The 24,614-nt window shown below is 55.6% G+C and carries 23 protein-coding genes and 1 tRNA gene; 9 read left to right on the plus strand and 15 right to left on the minus strand.

Annotation, left to right across the window (positions count from 1 at the left end; translation table 11 throughout):
* The 4 genes from ACZYUB_RS02820 to ACZYUB_RS02835 all read left to right on the plus strand — a co-directional run bounded on the left by ACZYUB_RS02820 (position 1) and on the right by ACZYUB_RS02835 (position 3,498).
* Positions 1 to 77 (plus strand) — tRNA-Arg (locus tag ACZYUB_RS02820).
* A 198-nt stretch (positions 78 to 275) separates the two neighbouring features.
* A complete protein-coding gene (locus tag ACZYUB_RS02825; RefSeq protein WP_463945360.1) occupies positions 276 to 530 on the plus strand; it encodes an OadG family protein in 255 nt (84 codons plus the stop codon).
* Entirely contained in the window at positions 530 to 2,347 is a 1,818-nt protein-coding gene (oadA, locus tag ACZYUB_RS02830; protein ID WP_463945362.1) for a sodium-extruding oxaloacetate decarboxylase subunit alpha, read from the plus strand. The genes ACZYUB_RS02825 and oadA overlap by 1 nt, the downstream gene beginning before the upstream one ends.
* A gap of 20 nt (positions 2,348 to 2,367) precedes the next feature.
* Complete coding sequence (locus tag ACZYUB_RS02835; protein ID WP_463945363.1) at positions 2,368 to 3,498, plus strand: sodium ion-translocating decarboxylase subunit beta; 1,131 nt, start codon at positions 2,368 to 2,370, stop codon at positions 3,496 to 3,498.
* Between the two features lie 85 nt (positions 3,499 to 3,583).
* Here the strand turns inward: ACZYUB_RS02835 and ACZYUB_RS02840 are convergent, their stop codons facing one another.
* Positions 3,584 to 4,459, minus strand: a complete 876-nt coding sequence (locus ACZYUB_RS02840; protein ID WP_463945365.1) for a Tim44 domain-containing protein — start codon at positions 4,457 to 4,459, stop codon at positions 3,584 to 3,586.
* Positions 4,460 to 4,842: 383 nt separating this feature from the next.
* Here ACZYUB_RS02840 and dnaB point away from each other — a divergent pair, with 383 nt between their 5' ends.
* Entirely contained in the window at positions 4,843 to 6,240 is a 1,398-nt protein-coding gene (dnaB, locus tag ACZYUB_RS02845) for a replicative DNA helicase (RefSeq protein WP_463945367.1), read from the plus strand.
* 9 nt (positions 6,241 to 6,249) lie between these two features.
* On the plus strand, positions 6,250 to 7,323 hold the full coding sequence (gene alr, locus ACZYUB_RS02850) for an alanine racemase (protein WP_463945369.1): 1,074 nt from the start codon (positions 6,250 to 6,252) through the stop codon (positions 7,321 to 7,323).
* A gap of 90 nt (positions 7,324 to 7,413) precedes the next feature.
* On the opposite strand, the gene ACZYUB_RS02855 is transcribed toward alr, so the two are convergent.
* Together ACZYUB_RS02855 and ACZYUB_RS02860 are read right to left on the minus strand one after the other, a co-directional pair.
* Entirely contained in the window at positions 7,414 to 7,632 is a 219-nt protein-coding gene (locus ACZYUB_RS02855; RefSeq protein WP_460882681.1) for a hypothetical protein, read from the minus strand.
* Positions 7,633 to 7,694: 62 nt separating this feature from the next.
* Positions 7,695 to 8,156 (minus strand): chemotaxis protein CheX, encoded by a 462-nt coding sequence (locus tag ACZYUB_RS02860; RefSeq protein WP_463945371.1) that lies wholly within the window; start codon positions 8,154 to 8,156, stop codon positions 7,695 to 7,697.
* 326 nt (positions 8,157 to 8,482) lie between these two features.
* Here ACZYUB_RS02860 and dusA point away from each other — a divergent pair, with 326 nt between their 5' ends.
* Complete coding sequence (dusA, locus tag ACZYUB_RS02865) at positions 8,483 to 9,472, plus strand: tRNA dihydrouridine(20/20a) synthase DusA (RefSeq protein WP_463945529.1); 990 nt, start codon at positions 8,483 to 8,485, stop codon at positions 9,470 to 9,472.
* A 10-nt stretch (positions 9,473 to 9,482) separates the two neighbouring features.
* Here the strand turns inward: dusA and ACZYUB_RS02870 are convergent, their stop codons facing one another.
* From ACZYUB_RS02870 to ettA, 8 genes are all read right to left on the minus strand, one after another.
* Positions 9,483 to 11,963: a putative bifunctional diguanylate cyclase/phosphodiesterase gene (locus ACZYUB_RS02870; RefSeq protein ID WP_463945372.1), complete on the minus strand. Its 2,481-nt coding sequence runs from the start codon at positions 11,961 to 11,963 to the stop codon at positions 9,483 to 9,485.
* Positions 11,960 to 12,979 carry a polyamine ABC transporter substrate-binding protein gene (locus ACZYUB_RS02875; RefSeq protein ID WP_463945374.1) on the minus strand — a complete coding sequence of 340 codons (1,020 nt, stop codon included), beginning with the start codon at positions 12,977 to 12,979 and terminating at the stop codon, positions 11,960 to 11,962. The genes ACZYUB_RS02870 and ACZYUB_RS02875 overlap by 4 nt, the downstream gene beginning before the upstream one ends.
* 148 nt (positions 12,980 to 13,127) lie before the next feature.
* Positions 13,128 to 13,805, minus strand: a complete 678-nt coding sequence (locus ACZYUB_RS02880) for an HD domain-containing protein (protein WP_463945376.1) — start codon at positions 13,803 to 13,805, stop codon at positions 13,128 to 13,130.
* On the minus strand, positions 13,792 to 14,970 hold the full coding sequence (chrA, locus tag ACZYUB_RS02885; protein WP_463945378.1) for a chromate efflux transporter: 1,179 nt from the start codon (positions 14,968 to 14,970) through the stop codon (positions 13,792 to 13,794). The genes ACZYUB_RS02880 and chrA overlap by 14 nt, the downstream gene beginning before the upstream one ends.
* A 75-nt stretch (positions 14,971 to 15,045) precedes the next feature.
* A complete protein-coding gene (locus ACZYUB_RS02890; RefSeq protein WP_463945380.1) occupies positions 15,046 to 15,600 on the minus strand; it encodes a DUF4136 domain-containing protein in 555 nt (184 codons plus the stop codon).
* A gap of 112 nt (positions 15,601 to 15,712) precedes the next feature.
* A complete protein-coding gene (locus ACZYUB_RS02895) occupies positions 15,713 to 16,138 on the minus strand; it encodes a nucleotide triphosphate diphosphatase NUDT15 (protein ID WP_463945382.1) in 426 nt (141 codons plus the stop codon).
* 27 nt (positions 16,139 to 16,165) lie between these two features.
* Positions 16,166 to 16,642 carry an Lrp/AsnC family transcriptional regulator gene (locus ACZYUB_RS02900; protein ID WP_460882689.1) on the minus strand — a complete coding sequence of 159 codons (477 nt, stop codon included), beginning with the start codon at positions 16,640 to 16,642 and terminating at the stop codon, positions 16,166 to 16,168.
* Between the two features lie 412 nt (positions 16,643 to 17,054).
* Entirely contained in the window at positions 17,055 to 18,722 is a 1,668-nt protein-coding gene (gene ettA, locus ACZYUB_RS02905) for an energy-dependent translational throttle protein EttA (protein ID WP_463945383.1), read from the minus strand.
* 587 nt (positions 18,723 to 19,309) lie between these two features.
* Here ettA and mdh point away from each other — a divergent pair.
* Complete coding sequence (gene mdh / locus ACZYUB_RS02910; protein WP_463945385.1) at positions 19,310 to 20,245, plus strand: malate dehydrogenase; 936 nt, start codon at positions 19,310 to 19,312, stop codon at positions 20,243 to 20,245.
* A gap of 79 nt (positions 20,246 to 20,324) precedes the next feature.
* Here the strand turns inward: mdh and ACZYUB_RS02915 are convergent, their stop codons facing one another.
* Entirely contained in the window at positions 20,325 to 20,930 is a 606-nt protein-coding gene (locus ACZYUB_RS02915; protein WP_463945387.1) for an outer membrane beta-barrel protein, read from the minus strand.
* A 368-nt stretch (positions 20,931 to 21,298) separates the two neighbouring features.
* On the opposite strand from ACZYUB_RS02915, the gene ACZYUB_RS02920 reads away from it, so the two are divergent.
* On the plus strand, positions 21,299 to 21,520 hold the full coding sequence (locus ACZYUB_RS02920; protein ID WP_463945389.1) for a YgdI/YgdR family lipoprotein: 222 nt from the start codon (positions 21,299 to 21,301) through the stop codon (positions 21,518 to 21,520).
* Between the two features lie 97 nt (positions 21,521 to 21,617).
* Here the strand turns inward: ACZYUB_RS02920 and ACZYUB_RS02925 are convergent, their stop codons facing one another.
* The 3 genes from ACZYUB_RS02925 to ACZYUB_RS02935 all read right to left on the minus strand — a co-directional run bounded on the left by ACZYUB_RS02925 (position 21,618) and on the right by ACZYUB_RS02935 (position 24,576).
* Entirely contained in the window at positions 21,618 to 22,508 is an 891-nt protein-coding gene (locus tag ACZYUB_RS02925; RefSeq protein WP_463945531.1) for an autotransporter domain-containing protein, read from the minus strand.
* 200 nt (positions 22,509 to 22,708) lie between these two features.
* On the minus strand, positions 22,709 to 23,980 hold the full coding sequence (locus ACZYUB_RS02930; RefSeq protein WP_463945391.1) for a ferredoxin reductase family protein: 1,272 nt from the start codon (positions 23,978 to 23,980) through the stop codon (positions 22,709 to 22,711).
* A gap of 131 nt (positions 23,981 to 24,111) precedes the next feature.
* Entirely contained in the window at positions 24,112 to 24,576 is a 465-nt protein-coding gene (locus tag ACZYUB_RS02935; RefSeq protein WP_463945393.1) for an acyltransferase, read from the minus strand.
* Between the last annotated feature and the right edge of the window lie 38 nt (positions 24,577 to 24,614).

The following is a 24,614-nucleotide window of genomic DNA, read 5'->3' on the forward strand; positions in this document are numbered from 1 at the left end:
GCATCCGTAGCTCAGCTGGATAGAGTACTCGGCTACGAACCGAGTGGTCAGAGGTTCGAATCCTCTCGGATGCACCATCTTTTGAAAACGGGCCCTCTAGCGAGGGCCCGTTTTTTTGTCTCCAACTTTTAACCATGCATTCTGCTTACTCTTTTTCTCTCTGTGAAGATCGCCCGCTTTTTCCCATGCTCATCAACTAGATTTCAGAGGCGGATGTCGAGTCCTATGCTGTCCGCGCGGCATGTCAGGAGGAAATGATGGCAACAGGATCGGGAATGATGCTTGAGGCTTTCAAGCTGCTGGTGCTGGGGATGGGCTTTGTCTATCTGTTGCTCGGTATCATGGTGCTGGCGATCAAGGCGCTTGGCTGGGTAGCGCGGGAGGCTCCTCGCGAACCACCAACCTCCATGACGTTGGTAGAACCACTCCTGGCCGACTCACCGTCTCCCGCTATTGTGGCGGCCATCAGTGCTGCCATCCATTGTCATCAGACCCTGCATTCAGCCTCAGACCACCCGGAGCATCGATAATGAACAAACCATTGGCGATTACGGAAGTTGTGCTTCGAGATGCCCACCAGTCGCTCCTGGCAACCCGATTACGGCTTGCCGATATGCTGCCGATTGCCAGTAAGCTGGATCAGGTTGGTTTCTGGTCCATCGAATCATGGGGCGGCGCGACCTTCGATTCTTGCATCCGCTATTTGGGAGAGGATCCCTGGATTCGCCTGCGCGAGCTCAAAAAATTGATGCCGAAGACGCCTCAGCAGATGTTGTTGCGGGGGCAGAACCTGTTGGGCTACCGCCATTATGCGGATGACTTGGTGCGCCATTTTGTGGAGCGGGCCCATCACAATGGTATGGATGTGTTTCGTATCTTTGATGCGATGAACGATGTGCGGAATCTGCAATGTGCGGTACAGGCCACCCTCGAGGTCGGTGCTCACGCCCAAGGCACGCTCTGCTACACCACAAGTCCGGTGCATCAGATGCAGGACTGGGTCGATCTTGCCAAGAGACTGCAGGACTTGGGGTGTCACTCCTTGTGTATCAAGGATATGGCGGGATTGTTGAAGCCTTTCGAGGCAGAGACGTTGATCCGGGCTATCAAGGCGGAGGTTGATTTGCCGCTGGCACTCCATTGCCACGCCACTACGGGTCTGAGTCTGCCAACTCATATGAAAGCCATTGATGCCGGTGTGGATATTCTGGATACCGCTATCTCAACCATGAGTATGACATATGGTCATTCGCCCACTGAAACCGTGGTGGCCATGGTTGAGGGAAGTCCCTATGCCACCGGGCTAGATTTGACCTTACTCGAAGAGATCGCCACCTATTTCCGCGATGTCCGTAAAAAATATGCGCAGTTTGAAGGTGCAATGCGGGGCGTTGATTCCCGGATCCTGCTGGCACAAGTGCCAGGCGGTATGTTAACCAATATGGAAGCCCAGCTGAAAGAGCAGGGGGCCGCCAATCGTCTGGATGAGGTGCTAGCCGAGATCCCCAGGGTCCGAGCCGACTTGGGATACATACCTCTGGTGACGCCAACGTCACAGATCGTAGGCACTCAGGCTGTGCTGAATGTGCTGGCAGGAGAGCGCTATAAAACTATTACCAAGGAAACGGCTGCCATTCTGAAAGGCGAATATGGTGCTGCGCCAGCACCTCTTAATGCTGTGCTGCAGGCGAGAGTGCTGCAGGACGCTGAGCCGATAACCTGCCGTCCAGCGGACCTCTTACCGCCGGAGTGGGAACGGTTGGGCGCTGAATTATTACAGGAGGCAGAAAAGGCTGGTATTGAGGCGGCGAGCCTGAATGAGGACGACCGCTTAACCTATGCGCTATTCCCTCAGGTGGCTTTTAAATTCTTCCGCCATCGAGGGGATCCATCTTTTTTTGAACCTATGCCGGGATGTGTCAATAAGCCTGAACCATCGATAGCACCAGTAAACACTGCTCCGGAGTCCGCGGAGTCCACTGTGGCACGTTACGACGTTCGTGTGGATGGAGTCCTGTACCGTGTTGATGTAGCACCAGAGGGGGCGTTGCTGGCTGTACAAACCATTCCTCTGGAGAAGGTCCCTGCACCCAAACCGGTACCCGCGATTGCAGAGACGCCATTCCCGGCTCCGTTAGCCGGCACCATTGTCAAATTGATTGCGGAACCCGGGCAAACGTTGCAGGAAGGCGCCGTGCTGCTGGTGATGGAGGCCATGAAGATGGAGGCCGAGATCCGGGTTCCTTGCGCCGGGATCTTGCATCGCTACCATGTACAGCCGGGTGATTTGATTGCGCAGGGGGCCACGCTGGCCGGGTTTATGCCATTGGAGTCAACTCGCCGTTAGCAGGGCGATAAGGGGGGGAGATGGATGGCTTATTGATCCTGTGGCAAGACACCGGACTGGCTAATTTCCAGTGGCAGCAGCTGGTGATGATAGCCGTGGGCTGTCTCTTGCTTTATCTGGCAATAGTGCGTCAGTTCGAGCCTTTGTTGTTATTACCCATAGGTTTTGGTGCCATTCTGGCCAATATCCCTAATGGTGGATTCAATGAGCCCGGCGGATTGCTCTATTACATCTATGAGGTCGGTATTGCCTCCGGCGTTTTCCCACTACTTATTTTTCTGGGGGTCGGCGCCTTGACCGATTTTGGCGCTCTGATTGCCAATCCGAAAACTCTGTTGCTGGGGGCGGCTGCGCAGTTTGGTATCTTCGCCACCCTGCTGGGAGCCGTCGCATTGAATGAGCTACCTGGCTTTGCCTTCACCCTCAAGGAGGCTGCCTCCATTGCTATCATTGGTGGTGCTGATGGTCCAACCGCAATCTTTCTAACCAGTCGCCTGGCTCCGGATCTGCTCGGTGCGATCGCCGTCGCTGCTTATTCTTACATGGCGTTGGTACCCATCATTCAGCCGCCGATCATGCGGGCGCTGACCCGAGTGGAAGAACGGAAAATCCGCATGGTGCAACTCAGAGTGGTGAGTAAGCGGGAGAAGATCCTGTTCCCGATGTTGGTGCTTGGATTGTGTGTCCTGTTTTTGCCTGCCGCTTCGCCCTTGATTGGTATGTTTTGTCTGGGCAATCTGTTTCGTGAGTCCGGGGTGGTGGAGAGGCTCTCTCATACGGTACAGAATGAACTCATCAATATTGTCACGATTTTTCTGGGACTTGGCGTCGGTTCCAAACTCTCTGCGGATAAGTTTCTGAACCTGCAAACCCTCGGTATTCTGGTGCTGGGAGCCCTGGCCTTCGCGATAGGGACAGCGGCGGGTGTTCTGATGGCCAAGCTGATGAACTGCGTCTGTCAGGATAAAATCAATCCACTTATCGGCTCGGCCGGGGTTTCGGCTGTGCCTATGGCGGCACGGGTTTCGAATAAGGTGGGACAGGAGGTGGATCCCCATAACTTCTTGTTGATGCATGCCATGGGACCGAATGTTGCGGGAGTCCTGGGTTCCGCGGTGGCGGCAGGAGTCTTGTTGGCGCTGTTAAAATAGCGATAACAGGCACAAAAGTAGAGGCGGCCCAGGCCGCCTCTACTTTATCTGTGCACCTATGTACTGGCGCGGGTTAGCATTGGAATTACTGCTCGATGCCGACGATGAGCCAGGGCGCATTGGTAGTGCGCAAATCCCGCTCCAGATGCCAGATTTCAGCGATATCTTCTTCAATGCCTTCGACCGTATCGCGATAGCGACCTTTGAACTGGACGCTGATTTGCGCCAGATTTGGATTATGTTCGGCGCGAACCAGTTCGGCATCAACAAACATCACGTCAGTGTGTTGCTCACCCACGTAGTTCTTCCGCTCCTCAACCAGACCATTGTAGAGCTCCGCCGTGACATACTCCTGGATCTTGCTGAAGTCGTTACGATTCCAGGCATCCTGCAAGGTGCGGTAGTGATCCCGGGCGCCATTGAGGAACTGCTGTAAGTCAAAACCTGCGGGCAGATTAAACGGCACATCATTGTTAAAACCGGTGCTGGCTTGCGGGGCTGCACCATTAGCATCGCGATTAAATGCTGGCGATGGGGGCGGCGACATCGAGCCTGCAGGCGAATACGCGGCGGCTGGCTGTTGGGCCATGGCGCTATTTTTTGCCTGACTCATACTGCGGAATAGCTTGAACGCCAAGAAGGCAACGCCGGCCATGATCAACATGTCCATGATTTGCAGCCCTTCAAAGGCTCCGCTACCGAACATCCAGGCCAGCAGACCACCCGCTAATAGGCCACCCATCAAACCGCCGAGCATGCCTTTTTTAGCGGCACCAGCTGCGGGTTGGTTCACCCCTGGTTTGGCGGTATTCACCGGCTGAGCCTGTGGAGCCGGGGCGGTGCGATAACTCTTACCGAAAGAGCGTTTGCCTCCGAACTTGGCGGCATTGGCATCTGCGGCAGTCAGTGCGAGCGTCAGGCTCACTAAAAACACACCGAAGAAGGTCCATAATTTTTTCATCGAATTTGCCCTGTGGGTTGAAATGACGTTACCCATGCTACGGAGCGTAGCTCCGCTGTCAATTCTGTTTGTCCATGCCCTCCTGTTCGGTTTTTCCGAGCAAGATAATGCTGCACTGTCTGTCATGTCGGGAGAGAGAGGTTGGCAGCCCCTGTTCCATATTTCGAGATGATTCGGCGTATGCCGTGGTGGAGCACATTCTGGCGCATCGGGTGACGCGATTTCAGTAACGAAAACATCAGCGACGAGCATCTGCACTCCTGCGCTCTTGGGTGACGGCAGCGCTGAGGCCGAGTTTTCGGCCATTGAATCGGCTCGGGACTTTTCGAAGCGGCGAAAAAGGCCGATAATGACTGCCCTCTCCAGATTCGGTGTTAGTCGTAATGGCGCAGCCTTCCTCCTCCAGCAAAAAAGATCCGCGACTCGAACAGCTCAAGATGCCACCTCACTCGTTTGAGGCTGAGCAGTCCGTACTGGGCGGTCTGATGCTGGATAATGAAGCCTGGGACCGGGTGGCGGAGCGGGTGTCGGCCCATGACTTTTACAGTCGGCCGCATCGCATGATTTTCTCCGCCATGACTCGTTTGTCCGAACAAGGGCAACCGATCGATCTCATCACGCTGCAGGAAGAGCTGGAGCGGCATGAACAGATTGATGACGTCGGCGGCTTTGCCTATCTGGTCGAAATTGCGAAAAATACGCCCAGCGCGGCCAATATCAGTGCTTACGCCGAAATAGTTCGGGAACGGGCTGTGGTGCGCGAGATGATCTCGGTCGCCAATGACATTGCCGAATCGGGGTTTGATCCTCAGGGCCGTAATGCTGGCGAGTTGCTGGATGAGGCCGAGAGCAAGGTCTTCAAGATTGCCGAATCCCGCAGCAGTGCCAGTGATGGCCCGCAACCGCTGAAAGTGGTGCTGGAAAAGACAGTCGACAAGATTGAAGAGCTGTTCCGGAAACCGCATAACGGGGTCACTGGTGTCTCGTCTGGTTACTCGGATCTGGACAAGATGACCTCAGGTTTCCAGCCTTCGGATCTCATCATAGTGGCGGCTCGACCCTCAATGGGGAAAACCACCTTTGCCATGAATCTGGTGGAACATGCCGCCCTGACCCAGGATAAGCCTGCGGTCATCTTCTCGCTGGAAATGCCCTCCGAGCAGATCATCATGCGGATGCTCGCCTCTTTAGGGCGCATCGAGCAGACCCGGGTCCGGACCGGACAGCTGGATGATGATGATTGGGGTCGCCTCTCCTCCACCATGGGCATGTTGCTGGAAAAGGGCAAGATGTACATCGACGATGCTTCAGGGTTGACCCCGACCGAGTTACGTTCCCGGACTCGACGCATTGCTCGCGAGCATGGCGGTGTCAGCTTGGTGATGATCGATTATTTGCAGCTGATGCGTGTGCCTTCCTTGAGCGAAAACCGGACGCTGGAAATTGCGGAAATTTCCCGTTCATTGAAAGCGCTGGCCAAAGAGCTGCAGGTCCCGGTGATCGCTCTTTCCCAGCTGAACCGGAGCTTGGAGCAACGGGCGGACAAGCGGCCAGTCAACTCGGATCTACGGGAATCGGGCTCCATCGAGCAGGATGCCGATCTCATCATGTTTATTTACCGCGATGAGGTTTATCACGATGACAGCCCCGATAAAGGGGTTGCCGAAATTATTATCGGTAAGCAACGGAATGGCCCGATTGGTCGGGTGCGTTTGACGTTCCAGGGGCAGTATTCTCGTTTCGATAATTATGCCGGCCCCGCTTACGACGACGATTATTAAGGACAAGCCATGCAAGCAGTAACGGCGCAGATCAACACCCAAGCCCTCAAGCACAATCTGAAGGTGGTGCGCGCCCAGGCACCTGGTGCCAAAGTAGTCGCTGTGGTGAAAGCCAATGCCTATGGACACGATCTGCTGACCGTTGCCCGAACCCTGCACGATGCTGATGCCTACGCGGTCGCCCGGATTGAAGAGGCATTGACCCTGCGCAGCGGGGGCATCGTCAAACCGGTGATCATGCTGGAGGGGTTCTTCAGTGCCGATGATTTACCGGTACTAGCTGCCAACAATCTGCAAACCGCTGTGCACTCCTGGGAACAACTGGAGGCGCTGGAGCAGGCTGATCTGCCACAACCGATCCGCGCCTGGATGAAGCTTGATACCGGCATGCACCGCTTAGGGGTTCGTCCGGAAGAGGTTCCCGCGTTTTATGCCCGCTTGGCGCTGTGTAAAAATGTGGTGCAGCCCTTCAATTTGATGACACATTTCAGCTGTGCCGATGAATTGGATAATCCGGCGACGCGGGAGCAGATCGAGTTGTTTAACCGGTTGGCGCACAACCATCCCGGAGAGTGTGCGCTGGCCAATTCGGCGGCTGTATTGGCGTGGAAAGATGCTCATGCGGATTGGGTTCGGCCGGGGATCATGCTCTACGGGATCTCGCCCTTTCCGGATCGGATCGGCGCAGATCATGGTCTGCAACCGGTCATGACCCTGAAAAGTAATCTGATTGCGGTACGGGATGCCAAGGCCGGGGAAAGTGTCGGTTACAGTGCCAACTGGACGGCGGAGCGTGATACACGCCTGGGCGTGGTAGCGATGGGATACGGTGATGGTTACCCTAGAATGGCACCGAACGGGACACCTGTGCTGGTGAATGGGCGTCTGGTGCCCATCGCGGGGCGGGTCTCCATGGACATGATGACGGTTGACTTAGGTCCGAATGCGCCCGATGCGGTGGGTGATGAGGTCATTCTGTGGGGAGAGGGATTGCCAGTCGAGCGAGTGGCCGAGCAGGTGGGGACCATCCCCTATGAGCTGGTGCTCAAGCTGACCTCGCGGGTCAGTCTCGATTTTATTTAGCACCGCGCTGGCGGATGTGAGTCTGAACCAGAGTAAAAAGGCGCGAATGATTCGCGCCTTTTCTGTTGAAGCCATCCAGATGAAAGCCGTCTAGAGGTTGTCGTCCTGATCTTCTTTAGGCGGCTGTTTGAAGCGTAAGGTGCCGGGAGTCCAGTAGAAGTAGAACCAGGGCTTTTCAAGCTGCCACTGCGGGAAAATGATCTCGACGCTATTATCCTGTTTCTTGTAGATGGAGGTCTGGATATTGATTTGGGAGACGATGAGACAACCAATCAATGCCACGAATCCCCACTTGATAAGTTTACCCACGGTCGCTCCATGCCTTGTTCATCATCAAATGCCAGTGTGTCGGGAGTCCGTCCCGATGGGGGTTACTCAAAACAAATTTCGATCGTGGCCCGGCCATATTCACTTTCAAACGGCATGAGCAACTTGGTGCTATCGGTTTTATGAGAGATGGTATGACTGGGGCCTGAAACAACCACCGGGCTGGCCATGTTGAAGTCATAACCCTTCTCAGCCAGCATACGTTTGGCGCCCCCTGTGACCATGTTGGTGATTTCACCCACCATGTCAGTGACTTCTTCGTTAATGGTTTCCGGAGCCTCGCCCAGCATGCGGCGCATGATCTCTAGCGCCAAACTCTTATCGAAAGTAATAGAAAAGGAACCTCGGGTCTGCGGTCCAACCATGCCAATCAAACCGGAGACATCGCCTCGGGCCAATTCATCATTTTTTTTACGCGGCGCCCCGGCTTTCAAATCAAGTTGCGCCATGGTGCTGATGACGTGTAGCAACGACACTAAAAAAGGGTTAACGAATTCGGCACGCATTTTTATCCTCAGTGGTAACCCAACCGCAACATCGAATTTTGGTTGGAGGGCTCTGGCGGTCGGATCTTGACCTTTGCAACATAGATTCCGCAAGGGGATTAACGTTTGCCCGGTGGACGATCTCAATTCTCGTTAAAGTTTAACATATAGCATCTAGGCAAAGCGTGACAATATTCATCCTGCGAAATAGCCGAATGGCGGGCATCTTGGGACGAGTATCCGCGGTCGCGGTGCGATCCCAATACTTTGCCATGTCGGGTGCAGCAGGTAGAATCCCTCTTTTCCAAGGTCCGCATTCCACCTATTGGACAAGAGAGAATATGAATCTGCCCGCACTGCGTTTTTCTGTGGCCCCGATGCTGGATTGGACGGATCGCCATTGTCGTTATTTTTTACGCCTCATGAGTCAGCATGCGCTGTTGTATACCGAAATGGTGACGACGGGGGCCATCCTCAAAGGGCGTGGTGATTATCTGGCCTATAACGAGGCCGAACACCCGTTGGCCTTGCAACTGGGAGGCTGCGAGCCGCAAGAGCTGGCGCGCTGTGCGGTCTTGGCTCAGTCCCGCGGCTACGATGAAGTGAATCTGAATGTGGGCTGCCCGTCGGATCGCGTACAAAACGGCCGATTTGGCGCCTGTCTGATGGCTTCGGCTGATCTGGTGGCCGATTGTGTGGCGGCGATGCGGGCTGAGGTCTCCATTCCGGTGACGGTCAAGACCCGGATTGGCATCGACGACCAGGATTCTTATGAGTTCCTGTGCCAGTTCATCGATCGGGTCAGCGCGGCGGGTTGCGATACCTTTATCGTGCATGCGCGCAAGGCATGGCTCAGTGGTTTGAGCCCCAAAGAGAATCGAGAAATTCCGCCGCTGGATTACCCAAGGGTCTACCAGCTCAAGCAGGATTACCCGCATCTGACCATTTCACTCAATGGTGGCATCAAGAGCATGGCCGAGGTTCAGTCCCATCTACAGCATGTGGATGGGGTTATGTTAGGGCGCGAGGCGTACCAGAACCCTTATCTGATGATGAGTGTGGATGAGCAGGTGTTTGGTGATACCAGCCGGCCTTCGCTATCGCGGCATCAGGTGGTGGAGCAGATGGTGCCGTATATCGAGGCCGAGCTGGCGAGTGGCAATCAGTTATCCCATATCACCCGCCATATGTTGGGTTTATTTCAAGGGGTGATCGGTGCGCGCTCCTGGCGACGCCATCTGAGCGAGAATGCGGGTAAACGGGGGGCAGATATCCGGGTGTTGCTCGATGCATTAGCGCTAGTGCCTGATAATCCAGCGCCAATGCCAGAGCTGTGAGTGCCGGATTTTATAGTCCTGATCGCTCCGGATAGCGACTTTGTGTCATCAGACCATGGCACTCCGTGTTGATATCGGTATGGGTCTCCCACTGCTCAAAATCGGGAGATTCATCCAGTAGGGTGAGCAGGGCATCTTGTGTGATGGGACGAGATAATAGATAACCCTGTGCCATATGGCACCCTTTTTTGATCAGCTCCTGCAGTTGTGCCTGGGTTTCGACTCCCTCCGCGATGACTTGGAGATTAAAAGCCTCGGCCAGTTGAATAATAGAGTCGACCAGTTTCGGATTCTCCAATAGTTGATCGGTATAGCTTTTATCAATCTTTAGAATATCCAGAGGCAGTGCAGCAAGATGATTGAGGGAGGTATATCCAGTTCCAAAATCATCCAGAGAGATTTCGACGCCTATTTCCTTGAGGGTTTTGACCATATTTCTGGCGACATCATCCAGCTCGACTAATGCTGTTTCTGTGATCTCGATGCCGAAGAATGCTGGCGATAACTTATAGTGGTTTAAGCATCGAGAGACTTCCTTCGGATAATTGGGGTTGGAGAGTTCAGTCGCGGATGCATTGACAGACAAATGGAATTCGGTGAAACCAAGTTCCTGCAATTTGGCCAAACATTGGCACGCCTGATTCAGCACCCATAAATCAATATCCAGGATCTGCGAGGAGTGCTCGGCAATAGGGATAAACCGATCCGGTGGCACCATGCCAAATTCCGGATGGTGCCAGCGTAATAGTACCTCGGCACCTATTATTTTCTTGGTGATTAATGAATATTGTGGTTGAAAGACTACCCGTAGTTGTTGCAGTTGAATGGCTGAACTTAACTCGGATTCCAGCCATTTATCTTCGCGCAGCTTGGCGGCGATCATGCCATCGAGAAGATACCAATAGTTGCCGGTATAGCGGCTAGCTTGGTGTCTCGCCTGATTTGCCGACTGCATTAACTCCTCGACCCGACTTCCGGCTTCTGGATAGCTGATAATGCCGGCACTGAATCGCAGTTTTAATTCATAATTGCCAACCATCATCGGGGTTTTCACGCGCCGTGCTAATTGCTCACACAGCTGGGCGGCACTGGGTTGGTTTTCTTTCTGGGGCGGTGGGATAATAAAGGCAAATTCATCCGAGCCGATGCGGGCAAGGCTAACTTTGGTATTGTCATACAAGCGGTATTTTTTTAACAAACCCATTAGAACCTGTGCGATTAATTGCAATGCCTGATCGCCAGTGCGTGAGCCGAATGTGTTATTAATGCCACTGAGGTTATGCATTTTTACTTGTGCCATGAAGAAGCTACTGCCTTCCTGCTTGGCCTGAACGACTCGTTTCTGCAAATATTGTAGGAATGCGCCGCGATTATTCAGGCCGGTAACCGGATCCATAAATGCAGAATTCTCCAGCTCCAACTGAGAGGCCTCCAGCCGGGAGAGCATTAATGAAAATTGGTTGCGCAGCTCTACCATTTCATCATCGGGTGGCAGCAATGGAATATGCCGAATTTCCTGTTTAGCAACTTGATGCATCAAACGGCGTAATTTTTCCATCGGATGAACAATTACGCGACCAAGAATCCAACTGCAAAGGAATAATAATACGGTCATACTCAACACTAGCCAAATGATCAATGCCCAGCGAATGCTGTCGATGGGGGCAGTGACTATGGCTTTTGGAATCATGGCAATTAGAGCCATTCCATCTGTCAGATTGGCTCTTTCAATATAAAATGAGGTGTTATCCAAGTTCACCTCTGAGTTGCTTTTTATATTCTCTATCGGTAGCTTTTCATATCGTCTATCCAAGACCTTCCCCTGAACTCTATCGATGAGCAACAATCGATAACCACTGATTTTCTCTTGCTCCTTGATGTAATTTAGTAGTGGAGATAATGAATAGGTTAAAATCAAGGTGTTTGGTTCTGGTTGGTAATTGTACGCCTTTAGTTCAGGGTTGTTATTGCTAAAGCTAATAACCTGTTTAAATACAAATTGTGACAACTCCGGAGAATAAATGAAATCGACATAACTCTTTTCCGCCTGGCTTTGCATCAGCTTCAGTACAGCCTTGTTGGTTGGGCTGATGGGGCTAAATGGGTCAATGCCATCTCCAGCCTGTAGCTCCTCCTCTTGTTTATTATTGACTAATACGATTTGTAAAATGCCGGGGTTGCTTTTCATCATTTGGTGAAATAGCAGTTGCACCATGGGACCCAGGTGAGAGTTTTTATCCTCTATATTTTCTGCGCTGATATAGCGATTCACGGCTGAGGTTTGTGGTAGGAATGCGAGATCAGCATGGTTGGTTTTAATGCTCGCATTTAAAAACGCTTGGCTGTTGCGCAATAATAATTTGAATTGAGCCGCACTGTTTTCCTGACTGAGACGTTCCAGCAGGAACATGCTGTGCAGCCCAAGAGCCAGCAGCGGAAATACCACCACGGGAAGAAGAGCCAGACTGAGTTTGCTACGAATTTTCTTCATTTCAACACCGAAAAATAGATGGCGTTACGGATTCGGTCGCTACTGATTTTGTCCGTGTAGTATTCAGAGGCCTGAAGATGTGTTCCGCTTGGGTAGGCCACACTATCTTGTTTGATTTTGTCGGATATTTCGCTGTCATGCAGCGTGGGCGTAAAGCCTAACCGTTCACCATTGAGCCGTGCGACATCCGGCCGCATCAGAAAGTCGACTAATAGAGCGGCTTCTGCTGGATGCGGGCTGGTTTTGCTGATGGCCAGACAGTCGATCCATAACGGCGAACCTTCCGTGGGGGCGACGTAGCGCCAATCTTGAAATTCAGACATCGACTGTAGAGAGTAAAAATCACCGCTGTAGGTCACGGTGGCGTACACCTGGGCGCTGAGTCCTGGATCCTGAATCGCGGCCAAGGAGAGTGCATACGCCAGAACGTGGGGTTTTTGTGCTTTGAGCAGTTTAAAGGCCTGCTGCAACTCGCTTTGAGTCTCGGTATTGATCGAATAGCCCAGGGTTTTTAACGCAATCGACACCAAGTCGATCGCATCATCAATCATGATGATGTGACCGCTCAGCTCCGGGGCTGGAGTTAACAGATCGCGCCATTGGGTAATAGGTTGTTTCACTTTGCTGGTGCGATAGGCGATCCCGACCGAACCCCAGAAATAGGGGGCGGCATGCTGACCACAGGCCGCTTTATAGCGGGATTCAATATGCGACTCGTTGTGGTAGCCACCGGCTGGTTTGCTCACAAAGAGTGAAGCCCAGGAATTATTTTTCAGGGTGAAATAATCAATGATGGCAATATCGAGAACCGGAGGATGCTCGGAGAGTAACAGCCGATTGCGGGCTTCATCGCTGTCGTAATAGAGCTCTTTGATGGTGATGCCAGTTTCTTGGGTAAACAGGCTCTTCACTTCCGGTGCCAGGTAATACGGCCAGTTGTAGACCACCAGCTCAAGGGCTCGCGGCGATGGCGTGACAAGCATGAAAACCAGGCTGAGCCAGACGGTGCGTATCATCAAGCACTCCTTGGAGGCAGTGAGGGCCATGAGAGCATGGCCCACAATGGAGCTGATGGCTTTACGCAACTATAGTCTTTCGTGATTGCTTCCGACCTGTCAGAAACGCTAATGGACAGAGATATTCAATCGACTAGCGCTCTGTGGTTCAAATTTCCTGCAGCAGATCCTCGACATAGCGCTCCAGCACCTGGCGACGCTGGAGGGCCATGGCGTGTCCGGCACGGGTTTGCATGCTGTCGGCGACCTTATAGAGCTTGACGAAGAAGTGATCCAGGGCATAGGCCAGATCGTCGAGGGGGCGATGGCGAGCCAGCGGGTCGAACGGGTCGAACATGGCTCTTTGCATGCGCCCCGAGGTGTAGAACACCCGCGCCAAGCCGATGGCTCCCAGGGCCTCCATCCGATCGGCATCCTGCAGCAATTTGGCTTCGAGGGTTTCGGCGGGCAGTGCCGCCGAGAAGCTATGGGCTTCAATGGCATGGCAGACCGCCGGGATTAAGGCTTCGGGAAATGCCAGTTCATTCAAAATGAACACGGCTTCCCGGGCGGCGAGGCGGGAGCTCAGGTGGCGCTCGGGATGGTCCTTGGGCAGGCTGATGATGTCGTGCAAATAGGCGGCCGCCAGGAGCACCAGCTCGTCAGCCTGCTGCCCCTCGGCCTGGTTCAGTTGCTGGGCGGTTTTCCAGACCCGCCGGAAATGGGCGATATCGTGGGCCCCATCATCCATGGTGTGGTGTTGATCAAGCCAGGATTCCAGTTGGTTCTGCCAATACGTCAGGGTCATGCCATGCCTTGTCTGTTGTTCCAGTTCAGAGCAGCGCATTATCTATCAAGGCGGCGGCTAGAAACAGGCTCACCAACACCCAGATTGGCAGTCGATAACGTCGCCAGACCAACCAGGCGAGCAGCGGCCACAGCAGATCGCTGGCTTGGCCGATGGCGCTGGTCAGCAGTGGGTGATACAGGGTGGCGGCGAGCAGCCCGACCACGCTGGCATTGATGGCACTGATGGCGGCGCGAAGACGAGGCTGGGTCTGCAATTGCTGCCACACCGGGAGAATGGCTAATACCAGCAAGAATCCGGGCAGGAAGATGGCGAGCGTTGCCACGGTGCCACCAGTCCAGGGGGCAGAGGGAACCAGCATGGCCCCCAGATAGCTGGCCAGGGTAAACATGGGGCCGGGCACGATTTGGGCGGCGGCATAGCCGTTGAGAAACTGATCGGGGGTGAGACTGTCGGCAACCCCTTGTTGCAACAGGGGCAGCACCACATGGCCACCGCCAAAGACCAGGCTGCCGGCTTGATAGTGCAGGGCAAAGAGCGACAGATATCCGGCTCCGCTATCCAGCAGACTGCCCACAAACAGCAACAGAAACAGGATCAGGGGCCAACGGCGGATCCGCATCGCGCCATCGGTGCTGGCCGGGGGGTGGCGTGGATCCGGCTGTGATGTGGCGGCATGGGCTGCGGGCCAGCCGTAACCCAGAGCGCCTGCCAGCGCTAACAGCACCAACTGCAGGGCATTGCTGGGCATGAACACCAACAACAGGGCGGTGAACAGGGCAATCAGGCGATGTTGGGGTTCACGACAGAATTGACGAAACAGGCTGACCACGGCATCCAGCACGATGCAGACCGCAAACAGCTTGAGCCAGTGCCCCAGGATCTGGAAGAGCGGCTGATCACTCACCAGTGCCTGAGCTTGGGCCAGGACAATCATGAGGATAAAAGAGGGGAGGGTGAAGCCGAGAAACGCTGCGACAGCTCCTGAGAGCCCCCCCCGTTGCAGGCCGATGGCAAAGCCCAACTGACTGGACGCAGGCCCCGGTAATAGCTGGCACATGGCGAGCAGATGCTGGAATGCTTCGGCGCTCAGCCAGGCGCGTTTGACCACAAATTCTTCGCGAAACAGGGCGATATGGGCCATAGGGCCGCCAAAACTCAGGCAGCCCAGCCGTAAAAAGCAGATAAAGATCGAGAACATCATCAGCTCAGCCTGTGGATCCGAAGGCTAGTATAACGACGGGATATGACGCGGCCGTGTCAGAATCCCTCCCCTTCGTTACTGTGCCGAGGGCAGCCGCATCATCATCTGCTGGATCAGGGTACGGGCGGTTCTGTCCCGCACCTCATTGGCCTTCAACGGCATATCGCTGCTGGCTTGCAGCGCGGCACTCCACAGCTTGGTGTCACTCTGCCGATCCTTCAACACAAGGGCGACCGTCCCCTTCTTGCTGACCGTGACACCGGGATCCATGCCCAGTTTGCTGAACAGCAATCCGGCGGTATCCTCTTTTTCACCCAGCACCCCGATGGCGACCAATACATTCGCTTCTGCGGCGGGAGCCTCTTTCAGACCCAGCGAGGTCAGATAATCCCGGGCGGCACTCTGGAACAGCGGCAGCCAGGGTCGGCCCTGCTCCTTGCCATACAGCAAGTTGTCCGGCACGGCAAAGGTCACGGGTGTCGCATAGGGCCAGTTAGCCAGCGAGGTGGCGACCATGGTCATCTGCACGGTCGGCTCGTTGAGTGCGCCCTCAGTGCTGCTGTCTGAGGAGCCGGCTTGTTGCGCGCAGGCACTCAATAGCAGAGGAAGAAGTAGAGCCAGTTTACGCATGAGGCCTCCGGGCCGGGATCTGGGAGCAAGATGAAATTTTGTGCATGAGCATAATGCTATTGGCTGCAGCCGTCGCGCACTTTCAGCTGGGATATTGAGGCCCATCAAGCCGTTACGGAAGATAGGGCCGCTGGGCCAGCCAACAGCGAATGGCGCTGCGGCTGGCTTCGAAGTGGGGTTCGGGTAGGTCGGCCGGATCGCACCACTGCCAACCCTCGCATTTATCCGGTTCGCACAACCGTGGCTGCTGGGTCACCCCCTCGGCCAGCAGGGCGATGGAGATGTAGTGCTTGCCGCACGCGGCATGGGTCGCCAGATCGTTACTGACCGCCACAAAGCGTACCTGGTCCAGCCGGATCCCGGTCTCTTCTGCCACTTCACGGATAGCGCAGGCTTCGAAGCTCTCCCCCATCTCCAGATGACCTCCGGGAATTGACCAGTAGGGGGCGTGGCTGTTTTTGCGCTTGCCCAGCAGGATCTGGCCGTCACTATTGACCAGGATGACGCCGATCCCGACGCGAGGATATTCGGTTTGCATGATTAGGTCTCCACTCTTGGTCGGGGGTTATTCCAGATGATCCAGCGGCAGCGCGGTCTGCTGCTTGATCTGGCGCAGCACAAAGCTGGAACGCACCCCTGTAACCCCGTCGATGCGGGTTAACTTGTCGAGCAAGAAGCGCTGATAGTGCTCCATATCTGGCACCATGACGGTGAGCATGTAGTCGGCGTCGTTGCCGGTGATCAGCGCGCACTGCAACACCTCCGGCATCTGGCTCACCGCCTGATTGAAGTTGTCCAGCCGCTCGGGGGTGTGCTTGTCCACGGTGACATGGATGTGGGCGGTGAGCTTCAGGTTCAGTCGCTCGGGGTTGAGCAGGGTGACATGCCCGAGGATCAGGCCCGCATCCTCCAGCGCCTTGACCCGGCGCGAGCAGGGGGAAGGCGAGAGGCCAATCTGCTCGGCCAGCTCCAGATTGCTGATGCGGGCATCCTGTTGCATCAGGGTCAGAATTTTGCGATCGATACGATCCAGTTTGAGCACGATATAACGCCTTTTGTCTTTGAAGGGTGAGTTATTGCGCATTAAGAATAATATGTGAGTTTATATGCCAATATGGAACGAAAACAAGACCAACTTTGCAACCACTCACCCGTCGATCCTCGCTATTATTTCCTCACTTCCAGTGGCAAGCCCAGACCCATCCGGTCTTGCAGGCCGCCCCCTCTCTTACCGGGGATGGGGCACCACCGAACGACCCGCTTGCACCACAAGCCGGGTGGGGGACAAAGACGGTTACCGCCGGATCAGGGGAGCAGGACACGACGACGAACCAGCCTTAGTGCTGGTTTCGTTCTTTTGGCGTTCTGCGATGTGCGGTTAAAAGAACACGGGACCCGCAGGTCCCGTGATGGTGGATATCAGTCAGCGCGCACGCCGTCTGATGACTTCGCGGTTATTTGGCAATCCGCTTGTATTTGGCGCGGTGGGGTTGCACGGCATCGGCACCGTAGGTCTTCTTCTTCCACTCTTCGTATTCGGTGAAGTTGCCTTCAAAGAATTCGATCTTGCCCTCGTCCTGGTAGTCGAGGATGTGAGTGGCGATACGGTCGAGGAACCAGCGATCGTGGGAGATGACCATGGCGCAACCGGGGAACTCCAACAGGGCGTTTTCCAGGGCGCGCAGGGTTTCGATATCCAGATCGTTGGTCGGTTCATCCAGCAGCAGAACGTTGCCGCCTGCTTGCAGCAGCTTGGCCATATGCAGACGGCCACGCTCGCCCCCGGAGAGTTCGCCGACCCGCTTCTGCTGATCCGAACCCTTGAAGTTGAACCGGCCGATATAGGCGCGGCTCGGGATCTCCAGATTGCCAATCTTCAGGATATCCTGACCATCGGCCACCTCTTCGAACACCGTCTTCTTGCCATCCATCTTGTCGCGGAACTGATCCACCGAGGCCAACTGCACGGTATCACCGAGGCTGATGGTGCCGCTGTCGGCCTGTTCCTGCCCGGAGAGCAGACGGAACAGGGTCGATTTACCGGCACCGTTCGGACCTATGATGCCGACGATGGCGCCCTTGGGAATGGCAAAGGAGAGATCATCGATCAACACCCGATCGCCGTAAGATTTGCGCAGGTTCTGGACTTCCACCACCTTGTCGCCGAGGCGAGGTCCTGGCGGAATGAACAGTTCGTTGGTCTCGTTGCGCTTCTGGTAATCGCTGCTGTTGAGCTCTTCAAAGCGCGCCAGACGGGCCTTGGACTTGGCCTGACGACCCTTGGGATTCTGCCGAACCCACTCCAGTTCCTTCTCGATGGACTTGCGACGCGCCGCTTCGCTGGAGGCTTCCTGCGCCAGACGGGCATCTTTTTGTTCCAGCCAGGAGGAGTAGTTGCCTTCCCACGGGATACCCTCGCCGCGGTCCAGCTCCAGGATCCAGCCGGCCACATTGTCGAGGAAGTAACGGTCGTGGGTGATGGCGACCACAGTGCCTTCATAGTCGTGGAGGAAGCGTTCGAGCCAGGCCACGGATTCGGCATCCAGGTGGTTGGTCGGTTCGTCCAGCAGCAGCATGTCGGGCTTTTCCAGCAACAGGCGGCACAGGGCTACCCGGCGACGCTCACCGCCGGAGAGGTGCTTGATCTGGGCATCCCAAGCGGGCAGACGCAGAGCATCGGCCGCGCGCTCCAGCTGGTTTTCCATATTGTGACCGTCATGGGCCTGGATGATGGCTTCCAGCTCGCCCTGCTCCTTGGCCAGCTTGTCAAAGTCGGCATCTGGGTCGGCATAGGCGGCATAGACGGCATCCAGACGGGCCAGGGCGCTCTTGAGTTCGCCCATGGCCTGCTCGACGGCTTCACGCACGGTTTGTTCCGGATCCAGTTGCGGCTCCTGGGGCAGATAACCGATCTTGATACCGGGTTGTGGACGGGCTTCCCCTTCGATCTCGGTATCGATCCCGGCCATGATGCGCAGCAGGGTGGATTTACCGGCACCGTTCAGACCCAGTACGCCGATCTTGGCGCCCGGGAAGAAGGAGAGGGAGATGTTTTTCAGGATATGTCGCTTGGGCGGAACAACCTTGCCCACCCGATTCATGGTGTAAATAAACTGAGCCATACGAATCTCGTTGTCAGCCAGAGGAAAATTCACAGACCCGCATTCTAAACCATGGTGATTAGGGGTGAAAGCGCGGGGCGACAGCCTTTGGTGGCGTGTCACATCGCCATCGACGGTGCCAAGGTTCGGGCTCGCGGCGGCCGAGATCCGGGTCTCCTGTCCCTCCCTGCCAGGCGTCGCGCCAATTGGATCTGCTTGGCGTGAGCCAGTCTGTGCGGCATGTCATGAAATGAGCCACCCCTGACCGGCGATGAGGGAAATAATAGAACGCTCTGTCATGTGGTTATTTCAACGAATATTCTGGGTGCGTCTTTCTGTGCTGGATTATCCGTTGTTTATTGGTCTGGAATAGTATTATTGCTCTTCTATTCCATATTATATTTTGTGAAATGGCTCGGTTATTCCTGAATGACGACACTGTAACTACATGATAAATTGATAAAAATGCGTCAATCACTATTTTTGTTAATTAATAAATGTGACGCTAATAAAAGATGAATAATTTGTGAGTGAATTGTTTTGTTTATTGTCAATTCATTACATATCACCGGGTTTATTAATATGATCTTCGCTGCATGGAGCAATAGATGAAAGTTGTCGTACTGGGTGCTGCAGGGGGGATTGGTCAGCCCTTATCCTTGTTGTTGAAAATGCAATTGCCGGCCGGTTCTGAATTGGCACTCTACGACCCGGCCCCCATGACCCGGGGCGTGGCCGTGGATTTGAGCCATATCCCGAGTCGCGTCCAGGTCGCCGGTTTTACCGGCCGGGACCCTTCAGCGGCACTGGCGGGGGCAGATATAGTGCTGATCCCGGCAGGGATCGCCCGCAAGCCGGGGATGGAGCGCTCTGATCTGTTCAAGTTCAACGCCGGTATCATCATGGATTTGGTGCAGCACTGCGGCCGGGTGTGCCCCAAGGCGCTGATTGCCATCATCACCAATCCGGTCAATAGCATGGTGCCCATTGCGGCGGAAGTCCTGACCCAGCTCGGGGTCTATGATCCGCGCCGGCTGTTTGGCCTCACTTCGCTGGATGTGGCGCGCGCCGAGTCCTTCTGCCTGGATGTGGCGGGGGAGGCGGATGCGCCTGTGGTGCCGGTCGTCGGTGGTCACAGTGGCTTGACCATAGTGCCGCTGTTCTCCCATGTCGCCGAGGGACACTACAGCGACGAGCAGTTACGTGCCCTGATTGCCCGGGTGCAGCAAGCCGGTACCGAGGTGGTCGAGGCGAAAGCCGGTGCCGGTTCGGCGACCCTGGCCATGGCCTATGCCGCGTTGCGCTTCTGCCTGTCGCTGGTACGCGCCAAGCAGGGGGAGGCGAATATCCGCGAATATGCCTATATCGAAGGCGGTCACCCACAGGCACGCTTCTTTAGTCAGCCCATCCTGCTGGGGCCGGATGGTGTGGCGCAGGTGCTGGACTATTCCCCGGTGCACCCGGTCGAACAGGCGGCCATCGACGGCATGCTGCCGACCCTGAATCAGGAGATCCAGCAGGGTATCGACTTTGTGATGCACTGATTCAGGCGCTATCGGCTAGACCAAAAGGCCTCATCGGTGGATGAGGCCTTTTGTTTGTTGCCGCGCGGGAGATTCGGGGTTAGAAGCGGGCCGTGATACCGATATTGGCCTGGATCTGGGTCAGCATCTCACCTTGAACCTTGAGGTTGCAGATCGCCGGATTGCAGATAAAGACGCTGTCATCACTGATGAAGGTGCCATAGCCGCGCACTTCGGCGCGCAGGGCTATGTTGTCGCTCAGCCGGGGCTGTACGCCTAAGGCCAGCGCCAGAGACGGTCGGGTGCTGCTGTCATAGGCGGCGAGGCGGGTAAACCCGATACCGGCGCCGACATAGGGACGAACCCCGTCGGCCAGGGTCAGGGCACCGGCGAAGTGCAGATAATCGATGGCCAGGTCATCCGACTGTGCGGGGGACAGGTCGGTGCTCTCATGGCTGTAGATCAGCTCGATCATCCCGGGATCTGTGGTCTCCTTGCTGATAAACACTCCCCAGTTTTGGTTCTCCTTGCCTGAAACATTGGTTGTCTCGTCGCTGCTATCAAAATCCAGACTGGAGCTGTAGCCAATGAAGGGTGTCACTTGCCATTTGGGGCTGTTATCGACGGGCGCCGAGCCCTCCCCCCAAGCCAGCGAGACGGGAAGTAGTGCCAGTGGCAGCCAGAGCGCGAGTTTGGTGAGTTTCATCCTGTTCATCCATCCGTTGGTCATCCTGATTACAGGCTAATCGTTCGTTGCCACTCTGTCATCGGAGCCAGGACTAAAATGCGTCCCCTCTCTCTTTCTTTCTTGGCTCTCTTCCTCGCTTTGTCACTCTCGATTTCATCTTCTGCGTGTAGCTCAGGAAACGCTATCGAGATGGGGCAAGCGGTGAACCGAGGCATGCTCATCATGCGGGCAGATAATTTTCATCGCTAGATGGGGGGCATTATGAGACTGCTTGAATTTTGAACTAAGCTCTGCCTGTGTCTCCTGAAATGTCGTGGCATGGCGACTGACTGCATCAGAAGACTGTTCGGGGTTTGAATGATCAATGTTTGTCCAAGGAGTAAATCATGAAACGATTTCTGACGATGATCGCGGTGGCTGTGTTCTGCATGGTGGGCTTGGTGGCCTGTAGTTCGCAGTATGTTATTGGTACCAAAGATGGCCGCATGTTAACCACGGATAGCAAACCGAAGCTGGATGAAACCACCGGCATGTATATTTATGACGACGAGGAGGGGCGCGAAACCATGATTAAAAAAGACGATGTGGTCCAGATCCTGGAGCGTTGAGTCGGTTGAGTGCTCTGCAGTGCCCGTCACCGGTTGAGGGGATGGCAGCCCAAGGCCCCGCGTTGCTGCGGGGCCTTGTTGTTGCTCGGGGAAACAGTTAGAAGCTGACCGCCAGGCCCACGGAATAACCGGCCGTATTTTCGCCAAACATATAGCGCCCCACCAAGCGGGTGCGAGAGATGATGATGTCATACTTGCTGCTATCCAATTCAAAACCGGCGCCGAGGGAGTTGAGGGCATCAAATCCCAGCATGCCGCGTTGCGCTCCGAAATACTCGGTGCGTGCCCCTTCCAGCACATAGCGCAGGGGCCTGGATAACAGCATCAGGCCGGTCGGTGCCCGACGGCGTAGATAGAGACCGAGATTCTCGGCATCGGCCTGGCCTTGCACCGCCTCGCTGGTACTGCCAAAGCTTTGTAAGTGGATATAGGAGTAACGGATTTCGGCATCAATATCGTGCTTGTCGGCGAACAGTTCGTAATCCAGCATCAAGGAGCCACCCAGGCCATAGGCGTTGAGGCGGCCATTCTCCAGAAAGGCGGATTCGTTGGCGGTCTTATGCTCCAATATCCAATCGGCAATCCGCAAATCACTGGCAACTGTGCCCAACGACAGATTGGCAATCGGCCGGATGACCCAGTGTTCACTCAGAGCAAAATCCCAGCCCACGCCACCGGAAACTGAGACCGTATTCCATTTGGCGGGGAAGGTATTACGTTCTTCGCCCCTGCTGATGACAAACTGCGGATCATAGCGGCTGAACCCCAGATTGCCTTCCAGATAAACCGGGACCTCATCACTCATGGTGGCACCGCCGCCCAGCTGCGTCATCAGCAGATCGCTGCTGTCGCCGTTCCCCTCATTGATGCTCAGATTGCTGGCGGTAATATCGGGAGTGACGGTAAAGGTCATCAATGACAGGGCGGCATTGACCTGTTGTTGCAAGAGCGAATCTCCGGCATGCACGCCCTGGGCGATACAGGTCATGGCCAACCCGAGAAGCCACCGTCGATCCTGCTGTCTGGCTGATACCATGCCGAGATCCCTTCTGCTATCCGTCCTACCTGTTCAGTGTATCGTGCATAGCCGGTGGCAAGTCCACCTCTTCGCGCCATAAAACGCAAATTTGAGTCCTTAAGCAGTTATGCTGGGGTGACAGGCGCTACGGCACAGAGGACGACGATGCTTTAGCGAAACTCAAACTGCTCGTAATGCAGCTGCTGGTGGGGCAGATACTGCAGCAGCATCTGCCGCATCCCTTCCGGACCACAGAACCAGCAGGGACCCGGATCGTGAGCCAACAACTGCCGGGCATCCAGCAGACCATGGCGATCACGCTCCAGAATGGTCAGGGAAATGGCGCAGGTGGCGGCCAACCGGGTCAACCGCTGGTGGTACAGCAGATCGCTGTGGCGCTCGACACAATAGATGAGACGGCTGTCGGGCCTGTGTTCTCCGCGCCGGGCCAGCTCTTCCAGCCAGGCGACGAACGGCGTGATGCCGATGCCACCCGCGATCCAGTAGTGAGTCTGCGAGCTGGCCGCAGGCAGGGTGAAACCACCAAACGGCCCTTCGACCCGGGCGCTGTCCCCTGGATGCACGCGATCGGCCAGCGTCCGGGTGTAGTCGCCCAGCGCCTTGATGGCAAAGGTGGCGATGCCGGTCCGGGGGTCCAGATCGACCAGGGTGAAGGGGTGCGCGCCTTCGTCCGGATGCAGGGTCAGCAAGGCAAACTGACCGGCGCGATAGCGTTGACAAAAGGCGGCCGGAAGCCGGATCGTCAACTCGAGCACCTGCGGTGTCAGGGGCTGGATCGTCAGCAGCTCTCCGGTGACTTGTTGCGCACGCCCGATGCGGCCGCTCAGGCTCCACAGCGCGGCCCCCGCAGCCACCAGACAGAGTAGCTGTGTCAGAATACCGAACGATGTCCAACGCAGCGCCGGTGTCAGCAGATAGAGACTATGAAGACAGGCCAGCAGCGCCAGCACGGCACCGGCTTTATGGATCAGCCGAAAGCGGCCATAGGGCAGGGCGCGGATCAGACTGACAATCAGCAGCAGGATCAGGCCATAAAACGCCAGTTCGCCCGCTTCCTGAGCCAGACCCCGCCAGGCATCGGCCACATGGGCTCGCGGGGCTCCCGGCTCCAGCCAGCCGAGCTGGATCAGCCAGCGTGGCGACTTGCTCAATACCCAGTGCATCAGCACCAGAATGCCGCTGCTGATGCCACTCCACTTGTGCAACTGATAGAGCTTATCCAGCCCGCCCAGCCGTTGCTCCAGCCAGCGAGGGCGGCTGGCCATCAGCAGTAGCGCGCTCATCAGTCCTATGGCCAGCAGGCCGGTGAGTTGAATGCCTTGGCCGCGCCAGAAGAAAAAGCCCTGGCTCAGGGCATCGGCCGGCAGACTCACCCCCCAACACAGCAGGCTCAGGGTCAGTAGTCCAATCAGGTAACGCATACCATATCTCGAGGTCGCTTGCAGATACCCTGAGCCTAGTCGTTGCTGGTGACAGAAGTCTGCCAAAAGGGTAACCAAATGTGTCTGGCACCGTAGATTTTCAAGCGTTGCTCGGATTGCTGGTGGATGTGTTACTCGAATGCGCGGATCAGCCGGGCTGGATTACCGGCATAGGTGCCGGGGATCTCGATATCCCGGGTAACGACCGCACCGGCGCCAATCACGGCTCCGGAGCAGATGTTCACCGGTAGTATGGTGGCGTGAGAGCCAATGGTGACCCGATCGGCAATCCGGGTGCGTCCCCAGGCGTCCGGATCCGGATTGGGTGCGCCTGCGCGAAACAGATCGTTGGCAAACATCACGCCATGACCAATGAAACAATCCTCGCCGATGGTGACATATTCACAGATAAAGGTATGGGATTGGACTCGGCTGCGTTTGCCGATAGAGACGTGACGCTGGATTTCCACAAAGGGTCCGATGAAGGCTTCATCATCGATATAGCTGCCATACAGATTCACCGGCCGGACGATTTTTACGCCTTGACCAAACTGCATCTCGCGGATCCCGCTATCCAGATAAGTCGGCTCTGCCATCTATGCTCCTGTCTTGTTAGGTCCCAAGTTTGAGTCTC

This window comes from Pseudaeromonas sp. HNCC25DJ182, assembly GCF_055413365.1.

What these genes read in the sequence shown, in the direction of transcription:
- ACZYUB_RS02825 (WP_463945360.1), top strand. Translation starts at nt 276, where the DNA reads ATGATGCTTGAGGCTTTCAAGCTGCTGGTGCTGGGGATGGGCTTTGTC.
- oadA (WP_463945362.1), top strand. Translation starts at nt 530, where the DNA reads ATGAACAAACCATTGGCGATTACGGAAGTTGTGCTTCGAGATGCCCAC.
- ACZYUB_RS02835 (WP_463945363.1), top strand. Translation starts at nt 2,368, where the DNA reads ATGGATGGCTTATTGATCCTGTGGCAAGACACCGGACTGGCTAATTTC.
- ACZYUB_RS02840 (WP_463945365.1), bottom strand. Translation starts at nt 4,459, where the DNA reads ATGAAAAAATTATGGACCTTCTTCGGTGTGTTTTTAGTGAGCCTGACG.
- dnaB (WP_463945367.1), top strand. Translation starts at nt 4,843, where the DNA reads ATGGCGCAGCCTTCCTCCTCCAGCAAAAAAGATCCGCGACTCGAACAG.
- alr (WP_463945369.1), top strand. Translation starts at nt 6,250, where the DNA reads ATGCAAGCAGTAACGGCGCAGATCAACACCCAAGCCCTCAAGCACAAT.
- ACZYUB_RS02860 (WP_463945371.1), bottom strand. Translation starts at nt 8,156, where the DNA reads ATGCGTGCCGAATTCGTTAACCCTTTTTTAGTGTCGTTGCTACACGTC.
- ACZYUB_RS02870 (WP_463945372.1), bottom strand. Translation starts at nt 11,963, where the DNA reads ATGAAGAAAATTCGTAGCAAACTCAGTCTGGCTCTTCTTCCCGTGGTG.
- ACZYUB_RS02875 (WP_463945374.1), bottom strand. Translation starts at nt 12,979, where the DNA reads ATGATACGCACCGTCTGGCTCAGCCTGGTTTTCATGCTTGTCACGCCA.
- ACZYUB_RS02880 (WP_463945376.1), bottom strand. Translation starts at nt 13,805, where the DNA reads ATGCGCTGCTCTGAACTGGAACAACAGACAAGGCATGGCATGACCCTG.
- chrA (WP_463945378.1), bottom strand. Translation starts at nt 14,970, where the DNA reads ATGATGTTCTCGATCTTTATCTGCTTTTTACGGCTGGGCTGCCTGAGT.
- ACZYUB_RS02890 (WP_463945380.1), bottom strand. Translation starts at nt 15,600, where the DNA reads ATGCGTAAACTGGCTCTACTTCTTCCTCTGCTATTGAGTGCCTGCGCG.
- ACZYUB_RS02895 (WP_463945382.1), bottom strand. Translation starts at nt 16,138, where the DNA reads ATGCAAACCGAATATCCTCGCGTCGGGATCGGCGTCATCCTGGTCAAT.
- ettA (WP_463945383.1), bottom strand. Translation starts at nt 18,722, where the DNA reads ATGGCTCAGTTTATTTACACCATGAATCGGGTGGGCAAGGTTGTTCCG.
- mdh (WP_463945385.1), top strand. Translation starts at nt 19,310, where the DNA reads ATGAAAGTTGTCGTACTGGGTGCTGCAGGGGGGATTGGTCAGCCCTTA.
- ACZYUB_RS02915 (WP_463945387.1), bottom strand. Translation starts at nt 20,930, where the DNA reads ATGAAACTCACCAAACTCGCGCTCTGGCTGCCACTGGCACTACTTCCC.
- ACZYUB_RS02920 (WP_463945389.1), top strand. Translation starts at nt 21,299, where the DNA reads ATGAAACGATTTCTGACGATGATCGCGGTGGCTGTGTTCTGCATGGTG.
- ACZYUB_RS02925 (WP_463945531.1), bottom strand. Translation starts at nt 22,508, where the DNA reads ATGACCTGTATCGCCCAGGGCGTGCATGCCGGAGATTCGCTCTTGCAA.
- ACZYUB_RS02930 (WP_463945391.1), bottom strand. Translation starts at nt 23,980, where the DNA reads ATGCGTTACCTGATTGGACTACTGACCCTGAGCCTGCTGTGTTGGGGG.
- ACZYUB_RS02935 (WP_463945393.1), bottom strand. Translation starts at nt 24,576, where the DNA reads ATGGCAGAGCCGACTTATCTGGATAGCGGGATCCGCGAGATGCAGTTT.